This window comes from Tropicimonas sediminicola (assembly GCF_900188335.1).
Classification (GTDB): Bacteria; Pseudomonadota; Alphaproteobacteria; order Rhodobacterales; family Rhodobacteraceae; genus Tropicimonas; species Tropicimonas sediminicola.
This window is the reverse complement of record NZ_FZOY01000008.1, coordinates 93,209-118,467: the sequence shown is the minus strand read 5'-3', so window position 1 is coordinate 118,467 and position 25,259 is coordinate 93,209. Positions and strand designations below refer to the sequence as shown.

At 68.5% G+C, this 25,259-nt stretch carries 24 protein-coding genes and 1 tRNA gene; 12 read left to right on the top strand and 13 right to left on the bottom strand.

What is annotated here, in order from left to right:
• Positions 1-43 precede the first annotated feature (43 nt).
• From addA to regB, 7 genes are all read right to left on the bottom strand, one after another.
• Positions 44-3,430 carry a double-strand break repair helicase AddA gene (gene addA, locus CHB86_RS18595; RefSeq protein ID WP_089234603.1) on the bottom strand — a complete coding sequence of 1,129 codons (3,387 nt, stop codon included), beginning with the start codon at positions 3,428-3,430 and terminating at the stop codon, positions 44-46.
• The gene (gene addB / locus CHB86_RS18590; protein ID WP_089234602.1) at positions 3,427-6,411 is read right to left on the bottom strand and encodes a double-strand break repair protein AddB; all 2,985 of its coding nucleotides are present in this window, start codon (positions 6,409-6,411) and stop codon (positions 3,427-3,429) included. The genes addA and addB overlap by 4 nt, the downstream gene beginning before the upstream one ends.
• Positions 6,404-7,102: a nucleotidyltransferase family protein gene (locus tag CHB86_RS18585; RefSeq protein ID WP_089234601.1), complete on the bottom strand. Its 699-nt coding sequence runs from the start codon at positions 7,100-7,102 to the stop codon at positions 6,404-6,406. Before CHB86_RS18585 ends, addB begins: the two co-directional genes overlap by 8 nt.
• Positions 7,078-8,100: an aminoglycoside phosphotransferase family protein gene (locus tag CHB86_RS18580; protein WP_089234600.1), complete on the bottom strand. Its 1,023-nt coding sequence runs from the start codon at positions 8,098-8,100 to the stop codon at positions 7,078-7,080. The genes CHB86_RS18585 and CHB86_RS18580 overlap by 25 nt, the downstream gene beginning before the upstream one ends.
• Entirely contained in the window at positions 8,097-8,612 is a 516-nt protein-coding gene (gene tsaE, locus CHB86_RS18575; protein WP_089234599.1) for a tRNA (adenosine(37)-N6)-threonylcarbamoyltransferase complex ATPase subunit type 1 TsaE, read from the bottom strand. Before tsaE ends, CHB86_RS18580 begins: the two co-directional genes overlap by 4 nt.
• A 54-nt stretch (positions 8,613-8,666) precedes the next feature.
• On the bottom strand, positions 8,667-10,259 hold the full coding sequence (locus CHB86_RS18570; RefSeq protein ID WP_089234598.1) for a PAS-domain containing protein: 1,593 nt from the start codon (positions 10,257-10,259) through the stop codon (positions 8,667-8,669).
• Positions 10,260-10,340: 81 nt separating this feature from the next.
• Positions 10,341-11,741 (bottom strand): sensor histidine kinase RegB, encoded by a 1,401-nt coding sequence (gene regB / locus CHB86_RS18565; RefSeq protein WP_089234597.1) that lies wholly within the window; start codon positions 11,739-11,741, stop codon positions 10,341-10,343.
• Between the two features lie 93 nt (positions 11,742-11,834).
• Here regB and CHB86_RS18560 point away from each other — a divergent pair, with 93 nt between their 5' ends.
• The 4 genes from CHB86_RS18560 (at position 11,835) to CHB86_RS18545 (ending at position 14,065) form a co-directional block, all read left to right on the top strand.
• Entirely contained in the window at positions 11,835-12,464 is a 630-nt protein-coding gene (locus CHB86_RS18560) for an SCO family protein (RefSeq protein WP_089234596.1), read from the top strand.
• Between the two features lie 105 nt (positions 12,465-12,569).
• A complete protein-coding gene (locus tag CHB86_RS18555) occupies positions 12,570-13,124 on the top strand; it encodes an ActR/PrrA/RegA family redox response regulator transcription factor (RefSeq protein ID WP_089234595.1) in 555 nt (184 codons plus the stop codon).
• Between the two features lie 5 nt (positions 13,125-13,129).
• Positions 13,130-13,531 (top strand): hypothetical protein, encoded by a 402-nt coding sequence (locus CHB86_RS24730; RefSeq protein WP_089234594.1) that lies wholly within the window; start codon positions 13,130-13,132, stop codon positions 13,529-13,531.
• 219 nt (positions 13,532-13,750) lie between these two features.
• Positions 13,751-14,065, top strand: a complete 315-nt coding sequence (locus CHB86_RS18545; RefSeq protein WP_176442930.1) for a hypothetical protein — start codon at positions 13,751-13,753, stop codon at positions 14,063-14,065.
• Between the two features lie 24 nt (positions 14,066-14,089).
• Here CHB86_RS18545 and CHB86_RS18540 read toward each other — a convergent pair whose 3' ends face one another.
• On the bottom strand, positions 14,090-14,683 hold the full coding sequence (locus tag CHB86_RS18540; protein ID WP_089234592.1) for an HD domain-containing protein: 594 nt from the start codon (positions 14,681-14,683) through the stop codon (positions 14,090-14,092).
• A 113-nt stretch (positions 14,684-14,796) separates the two neighbouring features.
• Between CHB86_RS18540 and ahcY the strand changes: the two genes are divergently transcribed.
• Positions 14,797-16,191 carry an adenosylhomocysteinase gene (ahcY, locus tag CHB86_RS18535; RefSeq protein WP_089234591.1) on the top strand — a complete coding sequence of 465 codons (1,395 nt, stop codon included), beginning with the start codon at positions 14,797-14,799 and terminating at the stop codon, positions 16,189-16,191.
• Positions 16,192-16,398: 207 nt separating this feature from the next.
• Positions 16,399-16,824, top strand: coding sequence for a peptidoglycan-binding protein LysM (lysM, locus tag CHB86_RS18530; RefSeq protein ID WP_089234590.1), 426 nt, complete (start codon positions 16,399-16,401; stop codon positions 16,822-16,824).
• A gap of 57 nt (positions 16,825-16,881) precedes the next feature.
• Here the strand turns inward: lysM and CHB86_RS18525 are convergent, their stop codons facing one another.
• Positions 16,882-17,307, bottom strand: coding sequence for an organic hydroperoxide resistance protein (locus CHB86_RS18525; protein ID WP_089234589.1), 426 nt, complete (start codon positions 17,305-17,307; stop codon positions 16,882-16,884).
• A 112-nt stretch (positions 17,308-17,419) separates the two neighbouring features.
• On the opposite strand from CHB86_RS18525, the gene CHB86_RS18520 reads away from it, so the two are divergent.
• Together CHB86_RS18520 and CHB86_RS18515 are read left to right on the top strand one after the other, a co-directional pair.
• A complete protein-coding gene (locus CHB86_RS18520; RefSeq protein ID WP_089234588.1) occupies positions 17,420-17,887 on the top strand; it encodes a MarR family winged helix-turn-helix transcriptional regulator in 468 nt (155 codons plus the stop codon).
• Positions 17,888-17,994: 107 nt separating this feature from the next.
• Positions 17,995-18,336: a DUF2853 family protein gene (locus CHB86_RS18515; RefSeq protein ID WP_089234587.1), complete on the top strand. Its 342-nt coding sequence runs from the start codon at positions 17,995-17,997 to the stop codon at positions 18,334-18,336.
• Between the two features lie 375 nt (positions 18,337-18,711).
• Here CHB86_RS18515 and CHB86_RS18510 read toward each other — a convergent pair whose 3' ends face one another.
• From CHB86_RS18510 to tsaD, 4 genes are all read right to left on the bottom strand, one after another.
• Positions 18,712-19,095, bottom strand: coding sequence for a DUF1761 domain-containing protein (locus tag CHB86_RS18510; protein ID WP_089234586.1), 384 nt, complete (start codon positions 19,093-19,095; stop codon positions 18,712-18,714).
• A 15-nt stretch (positions 19,096-19,110) separates the two neighbouring features.
• Complete coding sequence (locus tag CHB86_RS18505; RefSeq protein WP_089234585.1) at positions 19,111-19,530, bottom strand: EVE domain-containing protein; 420 nt, start codon at positions 19,528-19,530, stop codon at positions 19,111-19,113.
• Positions 19,530-19,802, bottom strand: coding sequence for a YciI family protein (locus tag CHB86_RS18500; protein WP_089234584.1), 273 nt, complete (start codon positions 19,800-19,802; stop codon positions 19,530-19,532). The genes CHB86_RS18505 and CHB86_RS18500 overlap by 1 nt, the downstream gene beginning before the upstream one ends.
• Before the next feature lie 72 nt (positions 19,803-19,874).
• Positions 19,875-20,999, bottom strand: coding sequence for a tRNA (adenosine(37)-N6)-threonylcarbamoyltransferase complex transferase subunit TsaD (gene tsaD, locus CHB86_RS18495; RefSeq protein WP_245838154.1), 1,125 nt, complete (start codon positions 20,997-20,999; stop codon positions 19,875-19,877).
• A gap of 57 nt (positions 21,000-21,056) precedes the next feature.
• Here tsaD and CHB86_RS18490 point away from each other — a divergent pair, with 57 nt between their 5' ends.
• From CHB86_RS18490 to CHB86_RS18475, 4 genes are all read left to right on the top strand, one after another.
• Positions 21,057-21,779 carry a uroporphyrinogen-III synthase gene (locus tag CHB86_RS18490; protein WP_245838152.1) on the top strand — a complete coding sequence of 241 codons (723 nt, stop codon included), beginning with the start codon at positions 21,057-21,059 and terminating at the stop codon, positions 21,777-21,779.
• Between the two features lie 76 nt (positions 21,780-21,855).
• Positions 21,856-23,475 (top strand): COG4223 family protein, encoded by a 1,620-nt coding sequence (locus tag CHB86_RS18485; RefSeq protein WP_089234582.1) that lies wholly within the window; start codon positions 21,856-21,858, stop codon positions 23,473-23,475.
• Between the two features lie 11 nt (positions 23,476-23,486).
• The gene (locus tag CHB86_RS18480; protein WP_089234581.1) at positions 23,487-24,998 is read left to right on the top strand and encodes a heme biosynthesis protein HemY; all 1,512 of its coding nucleotides are present in this window, start codon (positions 23,487-23,489) and stop codon (positions 24,996-24,998) included.
• Between the two features lie 136 nt (positions 24,999-25,134).
• A tRNA-Thr gene (locus CHB86_RS18475) sits at positions 25,135-25,210 on the top strand.
• Positions 25,211-25,259 lie beyond the last annotated feature (49 nt).

The following is a 25,259-nucleotide window of genomic DNA, read 5'->3' as shown; positions in this document are numbered from 1 at the left end:
ATCGCGTGTTGGTGCCGGAACGTAAGGAGCCGGCCTGCCAGCGTCAAGGGAGGGGGACCCCGCTCACCGCCTCGTGCACAAGCGCCGCCGGCAGGTGCACCAGCCGCGCGGATCGGGTCCACAGGATTGCCGTCCGGATCTCGTGGTCCGGAAAAACCTGTTTCAGACCAGAGGCATAGCACCCCATCTGACGGAGCAGGCCAAGCGGTGTCTGCTCCGCGGCGTCAGGCACCAGCGCGTTGGTCTTGAAGTCCACGGCGAGCACGTGTCCGGCGCCGATCACCAGTCTGTCAATCGTGCCGTGGATACGCCGCCCGCCGAGTTCGGGCAGGCTGGCGCTCAGCGGCACCTCGGCCAGCGTTCCCGGCGCGAACAGGAACTCCAGATCCGGTTCTTCAAGGATGCGCAGCGCCTCGCGCAGCAATTCCGCCTGTTCGGGCGCACTGACCTCCGGCCCCAGAAGGGCGGCGGCGCGCCTGGGTCGGTCCGCGGGCGGGCAGGGGGCGAGGTGCTCCAGCAGCAGGTGGATGCGCGTGCCGCGTTCCATCGCCGCCTCGGTGTCGAGCCCGCCGGCCTGGGCCCCAGGCTCACCCGGCAACACCTTGGCCCCGCCCAGATCGGAGGGCGAAAGCGTCGCGGGCGGGCGGTCCGCGGCTTCGGCGGGCTGGTCGAGCCACTCGGGCAGCGACGGCGCGGCGGCTGTGGCTTGCGCTTCCGCTGCCGGGCGTTTCCCGGCGGACCAGTGCGGCGACTCCAGCCGCAGGCCCGGCCCTTCGGCGAAGTCAAGGGCAACCGCTCCGCGCGCCTCCAGCCCGGTCTGGACCTGCTCGTACCAGCTGTCGCCGGCCTTCCCGAGGTCGCCCGCCGCGGCAACGATCAGCCATTGCTCGGCCCGGGTCATTGCGACGTAAAGCAGGCGTTGGGATTCCTCGAGTTGCCGGGTGACGGCCGCCTGCTTCAGCTCGGAGAGCGCCCCCGGCCCCTCGCCCTGCGACATGGACCAGAGCGGCACGCCCTCGGGGCCGGAGAGGAGCCGTCCCTTGTACATGCGCGGGGTGCGGCGGTTGCCGGTGTCGGGCAGGATGACGATGGGCGATTCCAGGCCCTTCGCGCCGTGGACGGTCATCACCCGGACCTTGGAGCTGCGACCCTCGGCGCGGCGTTTCACCTTGACCTCGGCCCCTTCCATCCGGGCCAGGAACCCGGTCAGCGAAAGCGGGCCGGATTGTTCCAGATCCAGCGCCTGCGCGAGCAGCGAGTCGATCCCGTCGGAGGCCTCCTCGCCCAGCCGCGCCACCAGCCGCCGCCGCCCATCGTGGCGGATCAGCAGCCGTTCGATCAGGTCGTAGGGGCGCAGGTAATCCAGTTGCCCGAGCAGGTCCCAGAGCATCGCCACCGTGTCGGGGAACTGCTCGGCCCGGTTCCGCAACGCACGCCAGAGGAACTCGCCCTGTGCACGGCCGGCGGCGAGGTCGTAGAGATCGGCTTCGGTCCAGCCGAAGAGCGGCGAGCGCAGGGCGGCTGCGAGCGAGAGGTCGTCCTCGGGCGTGGCGAGGAAGCTGAGCGTGGCGCGGATGTCGCGCACGGCCAGCTCCTCGCCAAGCTTCAGAACGTCCGCCCCGGCGACCTCCAACCCGGCGGTCTTGCAGGCGCGGATGATCTCGTGGAAGAGCGGCCCGCGGCTCTGCACCAGGACCAGCACGTCGCCGGCGCCGATTGGCCGTTCGATGAAGCCGCCGTCCCGCTCCTCCCAGAGAAAGCCCGTATCGACCATCTCCCGGATCTGGCCCGCCACCTGCCGGGCGAGCCGCATCGTGTGGTGCTCGTCGCTGCGCCTGTCGACCGGGTCGAACCAGTCGCCGGTCTCGGGCTTCTCGGACGGCTCGACCAGCGGCCAGAGATCCACCCGACCGGGCATCTGGCCCTTGAAGGCGATGTGGTTGACCGTGTCGCCCATGCCGCGCAGGTCGCCTTCGCCGAAGGTGCAATCCACCGCGCCGAGGATCTCGCCCGAGGAGCGGAAGGAATACTTCAGCTCCAGCTGCTGCAGCCGCAGGTCGATCGCTTCCAGCCGTTCGGCAAAGGTCTGCCGCATCCGGATGAACCCCGCCGGGTCCGCGCCCTGGAACGAATAGATCGACTGCTTGAGGTCGCCCACGACGAAGATCGACCGCTCGCCCACGTCGGACCGACCCGCGCCGGAGGTGAACTCCCGCGTCAGATGCTCGATCACCCGCCATTGCAGGGGGCTGGTGTCCTGCGCCTCGTCGACCAGCACGTGGTCGATCCCGCCGTCGAGCTTGTAGAGCACCCATTCCGCGATGCCGGGTTGCGCCAGCAGGCGTTCGGCGCGCTCGATCTGGTCGTCGAAGTCGAGCCAGCCGCCTTCCTCCTTGCGCCGGGCGTATTCCGGCAGGAAGGCCGCGGCGAAGCGATGCAGGGCGAGGGTGCGGCGCGCGGCCTCGAGCGATTTTAGCTGGTCAAACGCCTCAAGAGTGACTCGGCACAGATCGTCGAAGATCTGAGCCAAGTATCCTAGCTCTTCGCGCCGCTTATCCGATAACACGTTGGTCTTCGGCAAGCCGTCAGCTTTTCGGAGAAGCAAATCTGCGATGGCGCTGAACGCCGTCTGATCAAAACCATGCTCAAGCGCTGCATTCAGCGCCTGCGCCACCTTTTTCGTAGTCGCTGTCTGTTTCGATAGAGCCGAAGCCAGATCGCATAGCTCGTCTTCCCCGACACTTAGGATATGCCCGACAGCAGTCTTCTCGTCGAAGCCCGGTGGCAGATCGTAGAGCGCGAGCACCGTGTCCCGGCTCGGCGAGGCGGGGAAGAGGGTGCGGTGGGCGGAGATTTCCGAGGCCAGCCCGGTCAGGTCGGCATCGCCGATCAGCGCGGCCATCTCGGCGAAGGCCTCCGGTGCGCGGAGCGCGACGGTGTCCAGCACCTCGGTCTGCAGGCGGGCGGTGGCATCCTCGTCAAGCTCGGTGAAGCCCGGGCTGACCCCGGCCTCCAGCGGGAAGCGCCGCAACAGCCCGGCGCAGAATGAGTGGATGGTCTGGATCTTCAGCCCGCCCGGCGTCTCGATGGCGCGCGCAAAGAGCCGCCGCGCCCGGGCCAGCGTGTCCGCATCGAGCGCCCGCGCGACGCCAAGCTGCGCCAGCGCCTCGCGCAGCTCGTCATCCTCGCGCATCGACCATTCGCCGAGGCGCCGGAACAGCCGGTTCTGCATCTCGGAGGCGGCGGCCTTGGTGTAGGTCAGGCAGAGGATGTTCTGCGGTGGCACGTCGTCGAGCAGCAGGCGGGCCACCCGGTCGGTCAGCACCCGTGTCTTGCCGGAGCCGGCGTTGGCCGAAAGCCAGGTCGAGGCGCGCGGGTCGGCGGCGGTGATCTGGTGGCGGGTGGCCTCGTCGAACTGCAACGTTGTCATTCGCTGGCCTCCTCCGGGCCGACGTGCACGGGCCGTGCGTCGTCGGTCAGGTCCCATTCGCCATAGCGGGCGAGGTGGTCGTAGTCGCCGGCATAGCTGGTGAGCTGCGCGGCGCGGATCGCGGTATAGCCCTGCTCGCGCCGGTTGTAGCGGCCGATCAGCGCCTGCAGCCGTTCCCACGTGGTGTCAGGCAGGCGGCCGTCGTCGTCTTCCATCTTGAGCATCCGGTCCGCGCCCGAGGCGCCGATGGCGATATAGCCCAGCCCGTCCAGCCGCGCCTGGCCGGCGGGGCCGGCGACGGAGAAGCCGCCGCGCTCCAGCATCGCGCCTTCCAGCGGCAGCTGCTTCTCGAAGTGCTTCACCTCGGGATCGGTGGGCGGCTTGCCGGACTTGTAGTCGTAGATCGTGAAGCAGCCGTCGGTCAGCCTGTCGATCCGGTCGGGTCGGGCGGTGAGCCGGAAGTTCAGACCGGGCAGCTCCACCGCGCCCTGCCGTTCGGTCAGAACCGGCGCGCCGGCGGCCAGCCGCTCCAGCTCGCCCTCGACGATCCGGTCCGCCACCGACATCAGCCGCGCGTGCCAGAGCGCCTGCATCGAGGGCAGCGGTGTCGCCTGCCTGAGTTCGGCCCAGGCAAGTTCCGACAGCCGCTCCCGCGCCGCGGCGGCATCGTCCTGCCACTCGGCGCGGCAGGCGAGGAAGGCCTCCATGATCCGGTGCAGCGTGGTGCCGCGCAGCCGTGCGTCCGGGCTTGGCGCGAGCGGCGCCAGCGGGCGCAGGCGCAGAATCTGGCTGGCGTAGACGGCGTAGGGGTCGCGGATCAGCTTCGTGATCCAGGTCACGGCCAGCTCGTGCGGGCGCTTCTCCACCGGCGGCATCGGCGAGGGGCGTGGCTCCGGGTCGACCCGGTCCGCGGGGCGGTCCACCTCCGCTGCCAGTGACAGCCAGTGCCGCCCGCGCCCGCGCATCGCCTCCAGCGCGGCCTTGCTCTCCGGCCCGATCCCGTCGAGCAGGTTCACCAGCCGGTTCAGCCAGCGGGAGGGCACGGTCTCGGCTTCCTCGTTGCGGGTGGCGCGAGTCAGCATGACCTCGGGGGCGGCAATCGCGATCTGGAAGTCATGGGCGGCCAGGCCGATCCGCCGGTCGGGCAGCAGCAGACCGGCGTCGGCCCGCATCTGCCGGTTGAGCCAGGTGTCGGGCCCCGGAAGGTCGGGCCAGGTGCCGTCGTTCAGGCCGGCGAGGATCGTCAGGTCGGCGCTCTGCACCCGCGCCTCCAGCGTGCCCCAGATCATCACGCCGGGATGGGAACGCGCCGGGTCCTGCACCGTGTAGCCGCCGAGGTGGCCGTTGAGCAGGCTGGCGAAATCGCGGGCGGCGAGCGTGCCGCCGCGCGCGCCTGCAGCGCCGAGCGCCTCGACGGCGGCCAGGGCCTGCTCACCGGACTTGCCCTGCCAGAGCCGTCCGCTGCCCGCCCCGCCGGGCCCGGCGGCGAGCGCCTCGGCCAGCATCCGAAGCTGCGCGACGTGTGTGCCCACCTCCATCGGCTGGCCCCGGTCGATCCCGTCGAGAAGCGTGCTCAGCCAGTCGGCCCAGGCAGCGCGACCGTCCTCGACGCGGCTCTTCGCCACCCATTCCGCGAGGTCGTCCCGCCCGGGCTGGGCAATCGCCCTGCGGCGCAGGCGGATTTCCAGCTCGCGGGTCCAGATCAGGTGCTGGCCGCGCGTCTCCGGCGCGGAATGCGCCAGCGGATGCTTGAGCAGCGACAGCAGCAGCGGCAGTTCGGCCGGAGCGAGGCGCAGCTCGTTGACCAGCCGCAGGAACCGGCCCGGCGCGCTCTGGTGCAACGGCTCGCCGGCGCTGTCGTCGGGCTCGATGCCCCAGCGTTGCAGCGCGGCCGCGACCCGACGGGTCAGCATCCGGTCGGGGGTGATGAGCGCGGCGACCTGGCCGTCCGCCACCGCCTGCCGCAGGCGCAGGGCAATCGCCGTCGCCTCCATCCGCTGGTTCGGCGCCTCCAGCAGCGTCATCGGGGCGGTGGCTGTCTCGATGCCTGTGAGGTGCCGGCCCTCGGCGCGCCACTGGTCGGTGACCGGCGCGGGGCGCAGGGCGAGCGAGACCAGCCGGTTGCGCTCGGGCGCCGGAGCGGGGGCCTCGGTCCAGGGGCGGATGTCGCCGGGAGCGAGGTCGAGCGCGCGCATCAGCGCGCGGAACCGGTACTGCGGGTGGTCCTCGCCCTCCATCGACCGGTCGAGCGCCGCCCAGACCCTCTCCGGCTGGTCGAAATCCACGCCGGGCAGCACGACGTAGCCCTGCGGCAGCCGCGCGACCGCTTCCATCAGCATCCGTGTCGGGCCGCGCGAGCCAGTGGAGCCGGCGATCACGATGGAATCGGTCGGCGGCTCGGTCTGCCAGCGCGCGATCAGCGCCTCCACCACCCGCCGTTGCCGCGCCTCCGGCCCGGCCAGTGCTTCCGCCCGCGCGCCGAAATGGGCAAAGGCGGCCTCGACGATGGTGCGCCCGCGCTTCCAGTGTTCGGCAAAGGCGCCGACGTCCAGATCCGCGAGCGCCTCGGCATCGACGCCCTCGCCGTGCATCTCGTCGATCAGCGCGGAGAGCGAGTCGGCCAGGTCGAACGCCGCGCCGCGCGGGGCAAGGCCCGCATCCCGTTCGATCAGGGTGAGCAGAAGCTCCGCGAGGTCGAGCTTCTGGTAGAGCGGCGGCAGGACCGGCGGGATCTCGGGAAAGCCCGGATCACTCGCCAGATCGCCGACCAGCCGCAGGCGTGGCAGCAGGCGAGGCGGGCCGGCGTCGAACACCTCGCGGATCCGCCGCCGCATCCGTCCGCTGTTGGCAAAGATCGTGACCCGCGCCCAGGCGAGCGGATCGTCGGAGGCTAGCCGCTCGGCCAGCCCCTCGACCAGCGCCTCCGCATGGGCCACGCCCGGTGCCAATCCGAACAGGCGCGCCTGCGCCGCCTCAGGCATCCGCGGCCTCGGCCAGAAGCGCCTCGGCGGTGGCAATGCTCTCGGGCCGGCCCACGTCGCACCAGGCGCCGGAATGCAGCACACCGTGCAGGCGGCCGCGCGCCAGCATCCGGTCCCACAGCAGGTTGAGCGAGAACGCCGTCTCGGGGATCTCGTGCAGCATGTCGGTCCGCAGGATCTGCGCGCCGGTATAGATCGCGCCGGGCCCGCGGCGGATGCGGCCATCCTCGCCCTGCAGGAAATCGCCCTTCCCGGCATGGCCGTGGGCGCTCTCGGGCCGGACCAGCAGCAGCAGCCCGTCCATGCGCTCCGGCTGCCAGGCGGCGCGGAGCGTGTCGAACGGGTTGGCGCCGGTCCAGATGGCGTCCGTGTTGAGGGTGAAGACCGGACCGTCGCCGAGCAGCGGCAGTGCCTTGCGCAGCCCGCCGCCGGTTTCGAGGATCTCCGGCGCCTCGTGCGAGATGTCGAGCCCGGGCCGGCCGGCCAGGTGCGTGGCGATCTGGTCGGCCAGGTAATGCGTGTTGACCACCTGGCGCGACGGGCCGGCGGCCTCCACCAGGTCCAGCGCGTGATCGAGCAGGCTGCGCCCGGCGACGGGCAGCAGCGGCTTGGGGCGGGTTCGGGTCAGCTCGCCCATCCGGGTGCCGAACCCGGCGGCAAACAGCATCACGGCGTCGGGCATGTCCCGCATAGGCTCTTGATCCTTTCGAGTCGGTCCGGGTCGGGTGCCGGCAGCACCCCGTCGAGGAAGTCGCGCAGGTCTGCGAGGGCGGGATCGGCGAGATCGGCCTGCAGATGCGCCCAGACGCGGGGAATGAGCGCCACGTACTGCGGCTTGCCGAAATGCATCGAGAGCCGCGCAAAGACCCCGAGGATGCGCAGGTTGCGCTGCGCGCCGCTGGTGGCGAAGGCGGTGCGGAAGGCGGCGGCGTCGGTGCCGCTGCCCGCGATGTAATGGGCGACCATCGCCTCGCGGACCTCGGGGTCCACGTCGCGGCGGGCGTCCTCGAGCAGCGAGACGAGGTCGTAGGCGGGGTGGCCGGCGAAGGCGTCCTGGAAATCGAGCAGCCCGACACGCGCCGCGCCGTCGCGCTCCGGCAGCCAGATCAGGTTCTCGGCATGGAAATCGCGCAGCGCCAGCACCGGGCGGGCCGGGGCCATGGCGTCCAGCGCCGTGCGCACCAGCGTCTCGCAGCGGCCGACCGCGTCGGGGCCGGGGGGCATGCCGCAGCCCTCGGCGTACCACGTCAGGGCCAGGTCGACGGCCTTTGCCATCTGCGGCGGGCCGAAGGCGGGCAGGCGGTCGGGGGCGGGGTGGCGGTGCAGCTCCAACAGCGCATCGGTCGCGGCGCGGTAGAGGCCGGTCTCGCGGCTCGGGTCTTCAGCGATCAGCCGGGCAAAGAGGGCGTCGCCCAGATCCTCCAGCAGCAGGAAGCCCGTGGCCTTGTCCTCGGCCAGCACCCTCGGGGCGGAGAGGCCCAGGCCGGACAGATGCGCGCCGATCCGCAGGAAGGGGCCGACATCGTTGCCGGCCTCGGGCGGGGCGTCCATCAGCACGGCGGTCCGGCCATCGGCGCGGGTGAGCCGCTCGTAGCGGCGGGCAGAGGCGTCACCCGCAAGCGGAACGGTGGTGGCCGCGCCCCAGCCGGCGCGGTCGAGGAACGCCTGGCGGTGATCGGCGCGGCTCACCGGCTCGCCCCTGCGTCGGCGAGGCGGCGCGCGAGGGCGGTCCAGCGCGGCCCGGTTGCGGTGAGCTTCGCGATCCGCCCGTCCGATGCCGGGTCGGCCGAAAGCGCGATCTCCAGCGCGCCCGGCGGCGTCGCTTCGCCGAGCCGGTCGGGCCATTCCACGAGGCAGATCGCGGTTTCGAAAGCCGCGTCGAGGCCAAGCTCGAACACATCATCCGGCCCGCCGAGGCGGTAGAGGTCCGCGTGCCAGACCTCGGTCTCGCCCAGATCGTAGGTCTGCACGAGCGTGTAGGTCGGCGAGGGGATGTCTTCCGGCGGCCGGTCGTGCGCCGCGAGCAGGGACCGGATCACGGCGCGGGCGAGGTGGCTTTTGCCGGCGCCGATCGGGCCGGACAAAAGCACCACGCACCCCGGCCCAAGCGCCCCGGCAAGGGCGGTGCCGAACGCCTCCGTCGCCTCGGGATCGGCGAGGGCGAGCGACAGGTCCAGACGGGGAGGGGCGGGGCTCTGCATGCCCGCACACTAGCGTTCTCGCAACCGCCCGCAACCGGAACAGTGCGCCTTGCACTACGACATCCGGGCGGGGACCTTGGGCCAGACCTTGGTGGGAGTGCGGAGCGTTGCAGCGTTCACCTTCGTTGCGAAAGCCGCAAGCGTCGCATGGCCGGCAAGAGGCGAGAACCGGCAGGCGAGCAACCGGCCGTCCACCAGCTGCACCTCGGCCGTCCATTCGGCCCTTTCGCCGTCCTGGTGCACGAAGTCCCGCAGATCGCCCCAGACCGGCGTCGGCCGGCAGCGGATCTGCCAGATGCCGGTGGCGTCGGTCACTGCCGTCTCGCCCAGCTTGGCCTCGGGGTCGTGCTGCCAGAGCTCGCGGTAGCTGCGGTTGCAATAGGCCAATGCGCCGGACGCGTTGAAGACGACGATGGCATCGTCGAGCGTGTCGAGTACGGACCGGCCGAGGTCCAGCTCGGCCCGGAACCGCCTGGTGGCCGAGATCTCGGCGCTGATATCCTCGAACAGGAACGCGATGGCGCCATTCGGGTGCGGCCGGCCGGTGACGCGGTACGTCTGGCCGGAGGGCAGCGACCAGGTTTCCTGGAAGGTGCCCGAGGCGGCGGCGCTTTCCAGTTCGGTGATTTCCTTGCGCCAGCTCCGGTAGTTCTTGGGCTCCGGCATCCGCCGGTGTTCCCGCAACTGGTCGAGGAACTCGAACAGCGTCGGCTGGGCGCTGAGGAACGAGGGCTCCAGTGCCGACAGGTCAGTCATCGCCGGGTTGAACAGCGCGAGCCGGCGCTCCTTGTCGAAGATCGCGAGGCCGGTGGGCAGGTGGGCGAAGGTCTTGGTGAGGGTCTGGACGAATTCGCGCAGCGATCCTTCCGCGCGCACCAGCTTGTCGGCGGGCAGGGCAAAGACCAGCGTGTCCTCCTCCTGCGCCTCGTCGTAGCTGTCGAACCAGAGCGGCGCGCTCTCGCCCGGCACGGTGATCGACAGCCGTCGCGGCGGTTCGGCCATGTCCGGCCCGACGGGACGCTGGTGGAACAGGCGGGGCAGCGGCCAGCCGACCGTGTCCGGCGTCTCGGACATCCGCCGGACGAGGTTGACATAGGCGGCGTTGGCCCAGCGGACGGCGCCGGTGGCGTCCTCCTTCCAGACCAGCATCGGCGCATCGTCGATGACGCCGCGCAGGGTCGCCAGCTCCTCCGCGATCGCGGCCTGGCTGAAGCGGTCGGGCACCGGGCCGGTTTCTGGGACAGTGTCGTGGCCCTCGCGGAACACGATCCGGGCCAGCCCGCCGCGCCACTCGGCCTCCACCCGGTTGCCGGACAGCGGGTCGCAGAGCTCGATCCGCTGGCGTTCCGCAAGGTCGCCGACCTCGGCGGCGAAATCCGGGAAGCGGGCGCTCAGGACCGCCACGGTGCGCGGCCAGTCCTCGAGAAAGGTCGGCCCGGTCTCGAGCATGGCGCGGGCGTCGGCGGTGGCATCGACGAGCCGGGTGTCCTCGAAGAGGAAGACCACCCTGTCCCCCATCTGCTCCATCGGCGTCCAGCTCACGCGGCGGGACGGGAGGAACGTGCCCATCGCGACGAGTGCCAGAAGCGCCGTTCCCATGGAGGAGATTGCGAGGACCAATCCCAGCGATAGGTCGAATGTCTGCATGGGCTGCTCGGTCCCCTTGACGCTGACTGCGTCGGGAAGCGTGAGACCCAAATGGTTAAGCGGGCGTTAACCGTGCGATGTTCAACCGACGGGAATCTGGAGGTTTTCGCCCAATCCGGCGCTGGTTTCGTCGTCTTCTGCGGCGATGAGGTTTCTCGGCCACACCACTTCGACAATGGCGCCGCTGCGGGCGGGGCGTTCGGACTCGGTCAGGAAGGGGTCTGCGCCGTTGGAAAAGGTCAGCTGCCCGCCGGAGCGTTCGAGCAGCGTCTTGGCGATGAAAAGGCCGAGGCCCATGCCGTCGTATTCCGGCCGGCTGGCCCTCTCGGCCTGCGATTTCCGGATGCGCATGAACGGGTCGCCGATACGGCCGATGGCATTGGGCGGAAACCCACGGCCGTCGTCGGAGATGCGGATGATCACCTTGTCCTCGGTCCACTTGGCATCGACCCAGACCGTCGAGACCGAGAAATCCACCGCGTTCTGCACCAGGTTGCGCAGGCCGTGGATGATCTCCGGACGCCGCCGGATCGAGGGCTGCCGGCTGCCACCGCCGGAGCCGGGGGCGACGTCGAATTCGATCTGCTTGCCGCGGTCCTCGTGCGGCTCGGCGGCTTCCCGGATCACCGTGTCGAGCGGCGCGTGCCGCATGTGCAAGTCGTCCTTCCCGGCCCGGCCCATGGAGCGCAGGATGTCGCGGCACCGGTCGGCCTGCTCGCGGATCAGCTCTGCATCAAGGCGGAGGTCCTCGTCGTCTTCCAGCTCCTCGATCAGCTCCGAGCTGACCAGCTTGATCGTCGCCAGCGGTGTCCCGAGCTCGTGCGCTGCCGCGGCGACGACGCCGCCGAGGTCGGTCAGCTTCTGTTCCCGGGCCAGCGCCATCTGCGTGGCGACCAGGGCGTCGGACATCGAGTTGATCTCGCCGGCGACCCGGCGGGCGTAGAGTGCGAGAAACGCCACGCCGATCACGATCGCCACCCAGAACCCGAAACGGAAGATCTCGGGCATCTGCAGCAGCTCGCCGCGGTCGGTCTGCAGCGGGATGTGCACGAAGAGCAGCATGGTGATGAACAGCACCGCAAGCCCGCCGAGAATGAGCGTCGAGCGCGCGCCCAGGGCCGTTGCCGCGATTGTGACCGGCGCGAGGACCAGCAGCGCGAAGGGGTTGTCGAGCCCGCCGGTGAAGTAGAGCAGCATGGTCAGCAGCGTGAGGTCGAACGCCAGCGTCAGCAGCGTCTCGTTCTCGGAAAGCCGCTTGTTCTGCGGATAAACGAACACTGCCAACAGGTTGGCGATGATCGCGAGCCCGATCGCCGCGAAGCAGGGGCCAAGCGGCACCTGCACGTGGTAGACCGACATCGCGATGAAGATCGCCGCAATCTGCCCGCTGACTGCGACCCAGCGTAGCACGATCATCGTGTGCAGACGGACCCAATGGCTCCTCGACATTCCGTCAAATACCGGAAATGAAGTGTCGGCCATGCGCGCTCCTGAATCTGGACTGGGCAGTTCGACCGCCTTGATAACCCGGGTTCAAAGCCTCGGCAAACGACACCGCACCGGAGGATTGGATAAATGCCCAAGCGAACCCAAGTCATTGTCGCGACTGCCGTGGTCGCTGCCGTCCTCGCCGGCGCCGCCGCTTTCATGCTGGGTCAGAGGGGTGGGCAGGACGATCGCTTCGCACAATGCATCGGAGGTCAGGTCGCAGGCGGCACGGACGTGATCGGCGGGCCGATCGAGCTGGTGAGCGAGACCGGCGAGACCGTGACCGACAAGGAGATCTTCACCCGCCCGACGCTGCTCTATTTCGGCTATACCTACTGCCCCGATGTCTGCCCGCTCGACACGGTGCGCAACGCCGAGGCCGTGGACATCCTCGCGGAGCGCGGCTTCGACGTGCAGCCTGCCTTCGTCTCGGTCGACTGGGGCCGCGATGATCCGCAGACGATGGCCGATTTCACCGAGAACCTGCATCCCGACATGCTCGGGCTGACCGGCTCGGAAGAGCAGATCCGGGCCGCGTCCAAGGCCTACCGGACCTATTTCAACATTCGTGACCCCGAGGACGAGTATTACCTGATCGATCACTCGACCTTCACCTACCTGGTGGTGCCCGAAACCGGCTATCTGAGCTTCTTCCGCCGGGAGCTGACGGGCGACCAGCTGGCCGACCAGGTGCAGTGCTTCCTGGAGAAGCTCTGATCCGGGTGTTGCGCGGAAAGCAATGCCGCAACGCAACCGTTTGACGCTGCGGCGCAGTGACACTAGGCTCCGTCGAAACCGAGTGGATTTTTCCGGAGGACGCCCGTGGCGGAGCGAGAATTGCAGGATATCGGGGAAGACAGGTCGCTTCTGATCGTCGATGACGACGAGCCCTTCCTGCGCCGTCTGGCGCGGGCGATGGAGAAACGTGGCTTCGAGCCCGAGATGGCCCAGTCCGTGGCGGCCGGCAAGGCCGTGGCGACGGCGCGGCCTCCGGCCTACGCTGTGGTCGATCTGCGGCTCGAGGACGGCAACGGCCTCGATGTGGTCGAGACGATCCGCGAGAAACGCCCGGATGCACGGGTGGTCGTTCTGACCGGCTATGGCGCCATCGCCACGGCGGTCGCCGCGGTCAAGATCGGCGCCACCGACTACCTTTCCAAGCCGGCGGATGCCAACGACGTGACGGCCGCCCTGCTGGCCGATGGCGATGCCCTGCCGCCGCCGCCGGACAACCCGATGTCGGCCGACCGGGTGCGGTGGGAACACATCCAGCGGGTCTACGAGCTCTGCGACCGGAACGTCTCCGAGACGGCGCGGCGGCTCAACATGCACCGCCGGACGCTCCAGCGCATCCTCGCCAAGCGCAGCCCGCGCTGACGCCCGTGCCGGGCCTGCGCATCTGCCTCTACCAGCCGGCCCTCGTGGCCGGTTGTGTCGTTCTGGCGGCCTGCGGTGCGCCGCGAGGGCCAGATGCCCCCGCCAGCGCGACGGGCGGCGGCCCGGTCGTGAAGGTCGCCGATCCGGTTTTCGCCGCCGATCGCATCCGCGCCGGCACCACGGGGCAGGAGATCGATTTCGGCCGCGCCGAACCGGGCGCCGTCGCCGCGATGGCCAAGCTGATGGGGAGCCACGCTTCCTCGGTCGGGCCGGCCTGTCCCGGGCTCAGGGCCGCGCGCTGGCCGGACGGCACCACGCTCTTCTTCGCGCCCCAACCCTACGACCCTCCGGCGCTCGTCGGCTGGCAGACCAGCGACGCATCCTCGGGCCGGACCTGCGGCGCCTGACCAGATCCTGCCGCGACGATGCCCAAGTCTTGTCCTGACCGCATCCCGAAATCAGTCGCAAATCGTTCGTAGATCACGATTGCCGGCGTGAGCCCGCATTCCGCTTGAAGCCCTTGCGGAGCGGTGCGAAAGCCCGCTGCCTGCCGCAACTCCGGCATGGCAAAGGTCGCAGGATTCGAAAGGCGCATGATGGCTGTCAAAGCCCGCACGACACTTATGATGACCCTGATCGGGATGATCGCGGCCGCGTTGCCGGCGGTGGCGCAGACGGTTGCGTTTCCGTCCAATAGCGAGCGCCGGGCGTGCAATTACAACAATCCCGCGCTGGACGCCCTGAATGCCCTCAACAACCTCTACCAGAACCAGGCGCCGACTCCCGAGGACAAGAACCTCATCGCCAGCTACGCGAACACGCTGATCGCCTGCTGCGAGTCCGACAAGGCCGGTGGCATCAGCAACAACAACTGGAAAGAGTCGACCTGTCTCTGCAACAGCCCCACCCAGGCCAGCGCGGTGACGACAGCCTGCGGCTGACGCGGGCACCGGGTCGGTTCCTTGTCAGAGCCCCTGCAACAGGGTGGCATGGCGAAGCGTGAAGGCGCGGCGCACCTCGACCGGGGGGCGCAGGTGAAGCGTCAGCCCGTCGATCAGCTCGGGTTTCGGCTTTCCGAAGAACCGGTTGGATTCCGCCACGGAGAAGCCCGCGATCTGCGTGGCCTCCAGCCAGGCGCTCACCTTGTCGGCCTTCTTGATCTGCTTCTTCACCGTTGCCGGGATCTGGGCGGGCAGACCGAAACGCAGGTGGATCGCTGCGGTCAGACGCTCGTCCAACGCGCCGTAGTTTGGGCCGACCGCCGCCTTCACGGGTGAGATCATGTCGCCGATCACGTATTCCGGCGCGTCGTGCAAGAGCGCCGCGAGGCGCCATTTCGTCGCCGCGCCGGGCTGCATCCGCCCGAAGATCTCTTCGACCAGCAGCGAATGCTCGGCGACGGAATAGGCGAAATCCCCCTTCGTCTGGCCATTCCAGCGCGCGACGAAGGCGAGGCCGTGGGCGATATCCTCGATCTCGATGTCGACCGGTGTGGGGTCGAGCAGGTCGAGCCGCCGCCCCGAGAGCATGCGCTGCCAGGCGCGTACCGGTTTTGCCACCCTCAATCCCTCCGATTCTTTTCCGGTGCCTGTCCTTGCCGGAGTGCACCCGCGGTGCTACGTCACCGCGCATCGAAAATCTACCTCTTGGAATACCCCTGAAGGAGCCGACCATGTCGCAGGACTATATCGTAAGGGACATCGCCCTTGCCGACTTCGGTCGCAAGGAACTGGACATCGCCGAGACCGAAATGCCGGGTCTGATGGCCCTGCGGGAGGAATTCGGCGCGGCGCAACCGCTGAAGGGCGCGCGGATCGCCGGGTCGCTGCACATGACGATCCAGACCGCCGTGCTGATCGAGACACTCGTGGCGCTCGGCGCGGATGTCCGCTGGGCCTCTTGCAACATCTTCTCCACCCAGGATCACGCCGCAGCCGCGATCGCCGCCGGCGGCACGCCGGTCTTTGCCGTGAAGGGCGAAACGCTGGAGGAGTACTGGTCCTACACCGACCGGATCTTCCGCTTCCCCGAGGGCGGCGCCAACCTGATCCTCGACGACGGCGGCGACGCCACGCTCTACATCCTGCTCGGCGCACGCGTCGAGGAAGGCGAGGAAGACCTGATCGCGGTGCCGAAATCGGACGAGGAGATCGCGCTCTTCGCCCAGATCCGCAAGCGCATCGCCGAGACCCCGGGCTGGTTCGTCAAGCAGCGCCACATGATCCGCGGTGTCTCCGAAGAGACGACGACCGGCGTGCACCGGCTCTACGAGCTGATGAAGAAGGAGTTGCTCCCCTTCCCGGCGATCAACGTCAACGACAGCGTCACCAAATCGAAGTTCGACAACAAGTACGGCTGCAAGGAATCGCTGGTCGACGGCATCCGCCGCGCCACCGACACGATGATGGCCGGCAAGACCGCCGTCGTCTGTGGCTACGGCGACGTGGGTAAGGGCTCGGCCGCCTCGCTGCGCGGCGCCGGCGCCCGCGTGAAGGTGACCGAGATCGATCCGATCTGCGCGCTTCAGGCCGCGATGGACGGCTACGAGGTGGTCCGCCTGGAAGACGCGGTGGCCACCGCCGACATCTTCATCACCACCACCGGCAACAAGGACGTGATCCGGCTCGAGCACATGCGCGAGATGAAGGACATGGCCATCGTCGGCAACATCGGCCACTTCGACAACGAGATCCAGGTCGCCGCGCTCAAGAACATGAAGTGGACGAACATCAAGGACCAGGTGGACATGATCACCATGCCCAATGGCAACCGGATGATCCTGCTGTCCGAAGGCCGTCTGCTGAACCTGGGCAACGCCACCGGCCACCCGTCCTTCGTGATGTCCGCCTCGTTCACCAACCAGGTGCTGGCGCAGATGGAACTGTGGCAGAACGGCGATAGCTACGCCAACGAGGTCTACATCCTGCCCAAGCATCTCGACGAGAAGGTCGCGCGGCTGCACCTGGAGCGGATCGGCGTCCGCCTGTCGGAGCTGTCGCCGGAGCAGGCCGAGTACATCGGCGTGACTGTCGAAGGCCCGTTCAAGCCGGAACACTACCGCTACTAACCGGCCAGAGAGCCCGAGAAAGAGGCCGCTGGGGAGCGATCCCCGGCGGCCCTTTCATGTCCGGCGTGTTCAGCAGCCCGGTCGAAACCGGGGGAAGGGTTGCTGCGCGAGAATGATGACTCACGGCGGGAATCCGGGGATAAGGACATCATTGATCGTGACGGGGAGCGGGGAGACCCGTCGCCCCACAGATAGGGGAAGTTCGAAATGGGTTTGTTCAGTTTTCTGAAGGGCAAGGGAAAGAACCTCGGTGCTGCCGAGGCTTCGGAAGCGCCGCCGGTCGATGCGCTGAAGAAGGAAGTCGAGGATCTTGGCCTTGACGCAAAGGGCGTCGAGATCGCGGTCGAGGGGGACAAGGTCACCCTGTCCGGCGAGGCCGCGGACCAGGAGACGAAGGAAAAGATGATCGTCGCAGTCGGCAACGTGCAGGGGGTGGCGACCGTCGAGGACCAGACGGGCGGCGACGACCCGATCCTCCACACCGTCGAGGAGGGCGACACGCTCTGGGCCGTGGCCGAGAAGGCGCTCGGCAGCGGCAGCCGCTACATGGAGATCTTCGAGGCCAACCGGCCGATGCTCTCCGATCCCGACAAGATCTATCCGGGCCAGGTGCTGCGCATTCCCGCCGCCTGACCGCGATGCAAGGATCGAGCGGCGCCCCGTCCGGGTGACGGGGCGCCGATGCCGCGATCAGGCGATCGACAGGGTCACGTCGATGTTGCCGCGGGTGGCGTTGGAATAGGGGCAGACGGTGTGGGCCTTCTGGACCAGCGCCTCGGCCACGTCGCGCTCGAGCCCCGGCAGGGAGATCTCCAGCGCCACTTCGAGCGCGAAGCCTTCGCCGTCGCCCGGGCCGATACCGACGGTGGCTTCGATGGACGCATCATCCGAGACGTCGATCTTCTGCAGGTTCGCCTGGTATTTCAGGGCGCTCAGGAAGCAGGCGGCATAGCCGGCGGCGAAGAGCTGCTCGGGGTTCGTGCCGGAACCGCCCGGCCCGCCGAGCGCCTTCGGCGGGGTCAGGGCAACGTCGAGCGCGCCGTCGGACGAGGTGGCGCGACCGTCGCGCCCGCCTGTGGCGGTGGCTTTCGCTTCGTAGAGGGTCTTGATCGGCATGGGAGGACTCCTTTGATCTTTTCCCGAACAGCTATTGTCAGTGCCACGAATGTCAATCGCTTGATAAAAGATCGTGCGATAATTATTCTGGGGGCATCCCGCTGGAAAGCCCATGACCCACGCCACCGACACCCCGAGCCTCGACCTGTCCGACCTGCTGTGCTTCGCGATCTACTCGGCGAACCACGCGATGAACCGGACTTACAAGCCACATCTGGACCGGCTCGGGCTCACCTATCCGCAATATCTCGTCCTTGTTGTGCTGAATGCGCAGGATGGCCTGTCGGTCGGCGCGATCGGGCGGCAGCTTGACCTCGAGAGCTCGACGCTCACACCGCTGCTCAAACGGATGGAGGCGGCGGGGCTGGTGACGCGCCGGCGCGATCCCGAGGATGAGCGCCAGGTCCGGATCGCGCTGACCGCGGACGGGCGGCGCACCTGTGGCGAGCTCGCCGACGTCACCCGCTGCGCCTTTGCCGCGACGGGCCTGTCGCTGGAGGAGGTCGTCGATCTGAACCAGAAGATCCGCGACATGACCCGCAGGCTTCGCGAGGCGTCGACGCCCGACGACCCGGTATAGGCAGGTTTGCCCTTGTTTATCGGGGGATGCGCGGTAACGTGACCCGCACGTTCGCGTCATTCCAACACGGCGCGGGAAAATCGCCAACACGTTGCAGGGGAGAGCCAATGAGCAAGCGTGACGAGCTGATCCAGAAATACGCCGAGGATCTTCGTGGGAAATGCGGTGTCGAGCCCGACATGGATCTTCTGACCAAGGTGGTCATCGGCTGCGGGCCGTCCATCTACAATGACGATGCCGCGACGGTGGCCAGCAGCCAGGAGAGCGAGCTGGAGACGGTGAAGGCGAATTTCCTGATCAAGAAGCTCGGCCTTGCGGACGGTCCGGAACTTATGGACGGGATCAACAAGGTGGTCGAGACCTACGGCAAGTCCGAGCGCAACAAGTATCGCGCGGTGGTCTACTACCTGCTCACCAAGCATTTCGGCAAGGAAGCCGTCTACGGCTAACCTATTCCCCGGAACTCCCGGATTTTCCTCAAATGCCAGACACTTGGAGTTTGCAGGGAATCGGATGCCCGGCTAGTCATGGGCTTGCGGGCCAGGAGGGCCCCGGAGTTTCTGAGACACACGTGTGGTGCGACTAGGGCACGTGGGGCAATGGAGGGTTCCGGGGTGGGACCCTCCATTCACGTTCTGGGCGTGCGACGTGCCAGGCACCCGCGCAATTCCCGACATCCTTGCCAGGCCAGTCCTGAAGCGCTCCGCGCCGGCATCGATCCGGCGCGCGGCACAGAGCGTTCGGGCACGGACCCAGGCTGTCGCCGGTTGCTGCGTCTCCTGCAGGCAAATGAGGGCGCAGTGCCCTCGGTGTGGCGCCTGACGTCAGAACAGCCCGAGCACGCCGCCGATCAATGCGCAGCCGACGGCCGCGTAGATCCCGTCGATCACAATGAGTGCCGGCCGGCGTTGCGCGAATAGGTAGTTCGTGGCGATCCATGGGCAGGCGATGAAAAGCCCGAGCCCGAGACCGGACACCAGCCCGCCGCCAAATCCCGTCACACCGGAACTGGCGAGGATATGGCGGGTCATGCCGGCCACCAGAACCGCGCAGAGGAAGCTGAGAACATACGGAACCGGGTTTGCCCGGTCGATGCTGTCCTCGGTCAGCCCGGCGGCATCGAGCCATTGCTGCGACATGACGCTGTACCACACCGCGCCAAAGATCCAGGCGGCCGCGGCGGCGATCAGAACGGCGAGAATTCCCATGGTCGTCTCCTCAGGTCAGGGCGCGGTGCCGCCCATGTCGCACACGATCTTCCACTCTGCCTCGGTCACCGGCTGCACGGAAAGGCGCGTGTTCTTCACCAACGCCATCTCGGCCAGTTCGGGATGCTCCTTGATTTCGGCAATCGTGACGGCGCGGGCGAACGGCGCCACGGCGCGGATGTCCACGCATTCCCAGCGGGGATCGTCGGTGGTGCTGTCGGGGTGGCTTTCGGCGCAGACCTCGACGATGCCGACGACCGCCTTGTCCTTCTGCGAATGGTAGAAGAACCCGCGGTCGCCCAGCTTCATCAGCCGCATGTTGTTGCGAGCCTGGTAGTTGCGCACGCCGTCCCATTGCTCGCCGGCCGCGCCCTTCGCCACCTGGTCCTCCCAGGACCAGGTCGAGGGCTCCGACTTGAAGAGCCAGTACGCCATCAGCCGACGACCTTCTTCCAGGCCCGGATCTCGACGCTCTCGAACAGCCCCGCCTTGGCATAGGGGTCGTTCGCCGCCCAGGCTTCGGCGGCGGCCAGCTCCTCGACGTCGAGGACGACCAGCGAGCCGCACATCTCGCCGGCGGCATCGAGGAACGGGCCCGCCTGCAACACGACGCCGGTGGCGGCGATGTAGTCGAGATGAGCGGTCCTGTTCGATTTCCGGGTCTCCAGCGCGCCGGGCTTGTCCTGGCAGATCAGGGCATAGAGCATGGGGGTCTCCTTGTCGGTTTTGCTGGCACAATCTTGTGCGCGGTCAGGCCTGACAAGTCCCTAAACGCCCAATCAGGCCTTGGCGCCCTTCTTTCCCGAGCCGAGCATCCCGGCCTGCGAGGTGTCGAGCGGCCAGCGCGGGCGGGCGGCGAGCGCCATGTCGTCCGCCGGCCCGACCAGCCCGCGTTCGATCCCCGCCCAGGCGATCATCGCGGCGTTGTCGGTGCAGAGCCGGAGCGGCGGCGCGGTGAAGCGCAGGCCGGTTTCGTCGCAGAGTGCCTGCAGCCGGGTGCGGATCAGCCGGTTGGCGGCGACCCCGCCAGCCACGGCGAGCGCGGGGTCTGCGGGGGCGCTGTCGAGATAGATCGCGATGGCGCGCCGGCTTTTCTCCTCCAGCACGTCCGCCACGGCGGCCTGGAACCCGGCACAGAGATCGTCCCTGTCGCGGCTCCGCAGGCCTGCGCCGCCGGTCTCGGCGATGCAGGCATCCCGGGCGCGCAGCAGCGCGGTCTTGAGGCCCGAAAAGGACATGTCGCAGCCCGGACGGTCGAGCAGCGGGCGCGGAAAGGCGAAGCGGGCCGGGTCCCCGTCGGCGGCGGTGCGCTCCACGTGGGGCCCGCCGGGCTGGGGCAGGGCGAGCAGGCGCGCCGTCTTGTCGAACGCCTCGCCCGGGGCATCGTCGATGGTGCCGCCAAGCCGGCGGAAGCTGTCTGCGCCCTCCACCAGCAGGAACTGGCAATGCCCGCCGGAGACCAGCAGCATCAGGTAGGGAAAGGCCAGACCGTCGGTGAGACGCGGGGTCAGCGCATGGCCTGCGAGGTGGTTGACCCCGATCAGCGGCAGGCCGGCGCCCGTCGCGAGCCCCTTGGCGCACATCACGCCCGAAAGCACGCCGCCGATCAGCCCCGGCCCGGCCGTCACCGCGATCCCGTCGAGCGCATCGAGCGTCAGCCCGGCCTCGTCCAGTGCGGCCTCGACGATGATGTCGAGCTTCTCGGCATGGGCGCGCGCGGCGATCTCGGGGACGACCCCGCCAAAGGCCGCGTGCAGCTCGGCCTGACCGGCCACCCGGTTCGACAGGATCTCGGCCCGCCCGTCGGGGTGCCGGCGCACGACGGCCGCGCCGGTGTCGTCGCAGCTGCTCTCGATCCCCAGCAGGGTGATCGGCCGGTCGGCGGAGAAGGCGGGCGGTTGCAAGGCAGAGGTCCCTGGGGCAAGGAAGATCAGGCCCAGATAGTCCCGCAGGCGCGAAAAGTGAACATCTCCCGCACCACACTGCTGCTGACGCGCCCGGAAACCGCGTCGTTGCGGTTTCGGGACGAGGCCGAAGCGCGCCTTGGCGCCTTTGGCGCGGTGGTGGTCTCGCCGCTGATGGAGATCGTGCCGGTGGCCTTCGATCTGCCCGAGCCCCTGCCCGCGAACTGGGTGTTCACTTCCGCCCATGCGATCCCGGAGATCGCGGCACGGATCGACGTCCGGGGCCGGAAGGCGTGGTGCGTGGGCGTCCGAACTGCCCAGACAGCGGACAGCGCAGGGTTCGAGATATGCTCTGTGGAGCCTGACGTGACGTCGCTTTGCGCCCGGATCCGGGCGGCGCGTCCGGCTGGCCTGATATTGCACGCGGCGGGCCACCACCGGCGGGGCGATCTGGCCGGCGACCTGAACGCCGCCGGTCTGCAGGCGCAGACGGTGACGGTCTATGACCAGCAGGCACGCGCCCTGTCGCAAGCCGCCCGGGACTGCCTTATGACCCCCGGAGACGTGCTGGCGCCCCTGTTTTCCCCACGTTCGGCGCGGCTGCTGGGGAACTCGGCCAGCGGCCGCGTCGCCCGTCTGCACGCGGTCGCGATCAGCCAGGCGGCGGCAGAGGAATGGGAGGCGATGCCCGGCGAGAGGCTGGCCACCGCCCGAACACCGGATGCCGACGCCATGCTGAAAGCAATGGTCAGTCTGTTTGACGCAGATCGCTCCGCTTGAGGCATTGCATTCCCCAAGCTAAGTTCCCTGCGGGATAAGTTCCGCTGCGTTTGCCCAGATTCGGGGAGTGATTTCATTGGCCGACAAGAAAAAGTCCGAAACGGCTTCGAACCAGACCGATCCTTCAGACGAGAAGCCGGTCGACGAGTCCCGGGTTCCGGAGGACATTGCCGCCGAAGAAACGGCGGAGTCGGTCGAGGCGGACGCCACAGAGGAGGTGGCGGAGCCGGTTGAGGAAACACCCGAGGCGGAGGATCTGCCGGAGGTCGATGCGACGGAGCCGGAGGAGGCGCGGGAAACCGGCCCTGCATCCGACGAGATCGTCGATGCCGAGGTGCTCGAAGAGATCGCGGCGGCCGAGGATACGGCAGACGCCCCAGAGGCCGACCCCGATTTCACCGACGAAGCCGGCGAGACGGATGCCGCGCCGGCGGAGGAGGTCGAACCGGACTCGGTCACAGACCAGGATGTTGCCGATCTGGAGGCGCTCGACGGCGCAACTCCGGAGCAGGTCGAAGAGGCCTCCGGCGAGCGCAGCCGTTTCACCTTCGAGCCGGACCAGATCGCGGAAGAGCAGCCGCTCCCGCTGGCCGGGAAGGAAACCATCGTCGTCGAGAAGCGCGGTGGCGTGCTCCCCGGCTTCCTTGGCGGCGTGATCGCGACCCTTGGTCTTGCCTTCGCGGCGCCCTTCGTGATCCCGCAGAGCATGATGCCCGATTTCGGCACCACCGAGCTCAAGGAAGAACTTGCGGCGCTCGAAGGCGAGGTCGCGACCTTGCAGGGCAATCTGGCCGAGGCGGTGAAGCAGGCCGATCTCGAAGCCGCCCAGGCCGAGACCGGCAGCGCCCTGACCGCGCTTGAGGAAACGATCTCCGGCGTGCAGTCCGAAACCGCCACCTTCGGGGAGACCCGCTCCTCCGTCCAGTCGCTGCTCGACGAGACGGCGGCAATGAACGGCCGCATCGATGAACTGGAGAAGCGTCCGATCGCCGAGGCCACGGATCCCGCCTCGATCGCCGCTGTGGAAGCCTATGGCCGCGAAGTCGCGCAGATGCGCGAGGAGCTTCAGGCCATGCTGAGCCGGTCCGAGGAGATGGTGGCCCAGGCCGCCGCCGCCGCGGAAGAGGCCGTGCAGGTGGCCACCAGCGAGTCGCAGGAAGCGATTGCTGCCGCTGAGGCGGAGGCCGCCGCCGCCGCCGAGCGCGCGGAGCGCGCCGCCCGGGCGCAGGCGATGGTGGACATCCAGGCCGCGTTGGAAACCGGCGCGCCCTATGCCGAGACCCTTGCGGAGCTCGAGGGCATCGAGATCCCCGGCGCGCTCAGCGCCGCGGCGGAGAACGGTGTCTCGACTCTGGCCGAGCTGCAGGAAGCGTTCGCACCGGCCGCCCGCGCCGCCCTCGCCGCCTCTCGCCAGGTGTCCGAGCAGGAGAGCATGGAGGGGCGTCTGACGACCTTCCTGAAGGCGCAATCGGGTTTCCGTTCGCTCGCCCCGCGCGAGGGGAACGATCCTGACGCGGTACTGAGCCGGGCAGAGGCCGCCACCCGCGAAGCCCGCCTGGTGGACGCAATCGCCGAACTTTCCGCCCTGCCCGAGGTTGGGCAGCAGGAAATGACGGATTGGGTGGCGCTCGCCACCGAACGTGCCGAGGCGGTCGCCGCCGCAGATGAACTTGCCGCCACCCTGGCCACCAACTGAGGACGCCCGCGATGCTTTGGTCCCTAATCAAGATTTTGTTGTTTGTTGCGGTGGTTGTGGCCCTGACCATTGGCGCCGGATACATCATGGAGACCGGACCCAGTGTCCTGATCTCGGTCGGCGCCTACGAGTTCGAACTCGGCCCGCTGCAGGCGGTCCTGGCGGCGTTGGCCGGTCTGGGGCTGCTCTGGCTGATCTTCAAGCTGGTTGGCCTGCTGCTCGCTTTCTTCAAGTTCCTGCTCGGCGACGAAACCGCGCTGTCGCGCTATTTCGACCGCAATCGCGAACGCAAGGGCTACCGGATGCTCGTCGACTCGCTGCTGGCGCTGGCCGCCGGCGAGGGCAAGGAAGCGATGGCAAAGGCCGCGAAGGCAGAGAAGTACCTCCAGCTTCCGCAGGTGACCAACGTGATCACCGCCGAGGCCGCCGAGATGATCGGCGAGCGCAAGAAGGCCGAGGAGGCCTACAAGGCGCTGCTGACCAACGACAAGACGCGCTTCGTCGGCATCCGCGGGATCATGAAGCAGAAGCTGTCCGAAGGTGACACCGACACCGCGCTGGCGCTGGCCCAGAAGGCCTATGCGCTGAAGCCGCGGCACGAGGAGGTTCAGGACACGCTGCTCAAGCTCCAGGCCGAGAAGCACGACTGGAGCGGCGCGCGCAAGACGCTCGGCACCAAGCTCAAGACCGGCACCATGCCGCGCGACGTGCACCGCCGCCGGGATGCCGTCCTGGCCGTCTCCGAGGCCAAGGACATCCTGGATGCCGGCAAGTCGATCGAGGCGCGGGAAGCGGCGATCGAGGCCAACAAGCTGTCGCCGGACCTGATCCCGGCGTCGATCATGGCCGCGCGCGGCTACATCGACAAGGGCAAGCCGCGCCACGCGGCCCGGGTGCTCAAGAAGACCTGGGAAATGAACCCGCATCCGGAACTGGCCGTGGCCTTTGCCGAGATCGTGCCGGACGAGGATCCGAAGGCGCGTCTGAAGCGGTTCATGGAGCTGACCAAGATCCAGCCCGAAAACCCGGAAACCAAGATGCTCCTCGCCGAGCTGAACATCGCCGCCGAGGATTTCCCCGCCGCGCGCCGTGCCCTCGGTGATCTGGCCACCACCACGCCGACCGCCCGGTCGCTGTCGATCATGGCGGCGGTGGAGCGCGGCGAAGGCGCGGACGACGCCATCGTGCGCGGCTGGCTGGCCCGCGCGGTTACGGCGCCGCGCGGCCCGCAGTGGATCTGCGACAATTGCCAGCACACCGAGCCGACCTGGACGCCGGTCTGCTCCCATTGCGGCGGCTTCGACACGCTGAGCTGGCGCGAGCTGGAGACCTCCGAGCTGACCATGCCCACCGGCAGCGAGATGCTGCCGTTGATCGTCGGAAAATCCGCTGAGGAAACCGTCGCCGAAGCGGAAACCGAGGCGTCGGATTCAGTCGAGCCGCCGGTGGAAGCGTCGGCGGACACGGTGCCTGACGGATCTCCGGAGGACGAGACCGTTCTCGAGGGCAAGGTCGCAAAATAGGGCTACACACCGCCCGAAATGCGGTGTATGCCACGCCGGCGTTCCGGGGAGAGGCGTCACGCCCCCCGCCGGAACGCCCCGCCAAGCTCCCTCGCGGGCTCGCGAACCCAAGTGTTCGGGCGGTTCAGAGAAGGATGCCGGTGTAGCTCAGCTGGTAGAGCACGTCATTCGTAATGATGGGGTCGGGGGTTCGAGTCCCTTCACCGGCACCATCCTTCTCAACAACTTGAACGGCTTACGCTGTTTCGGTTTGTGACAATA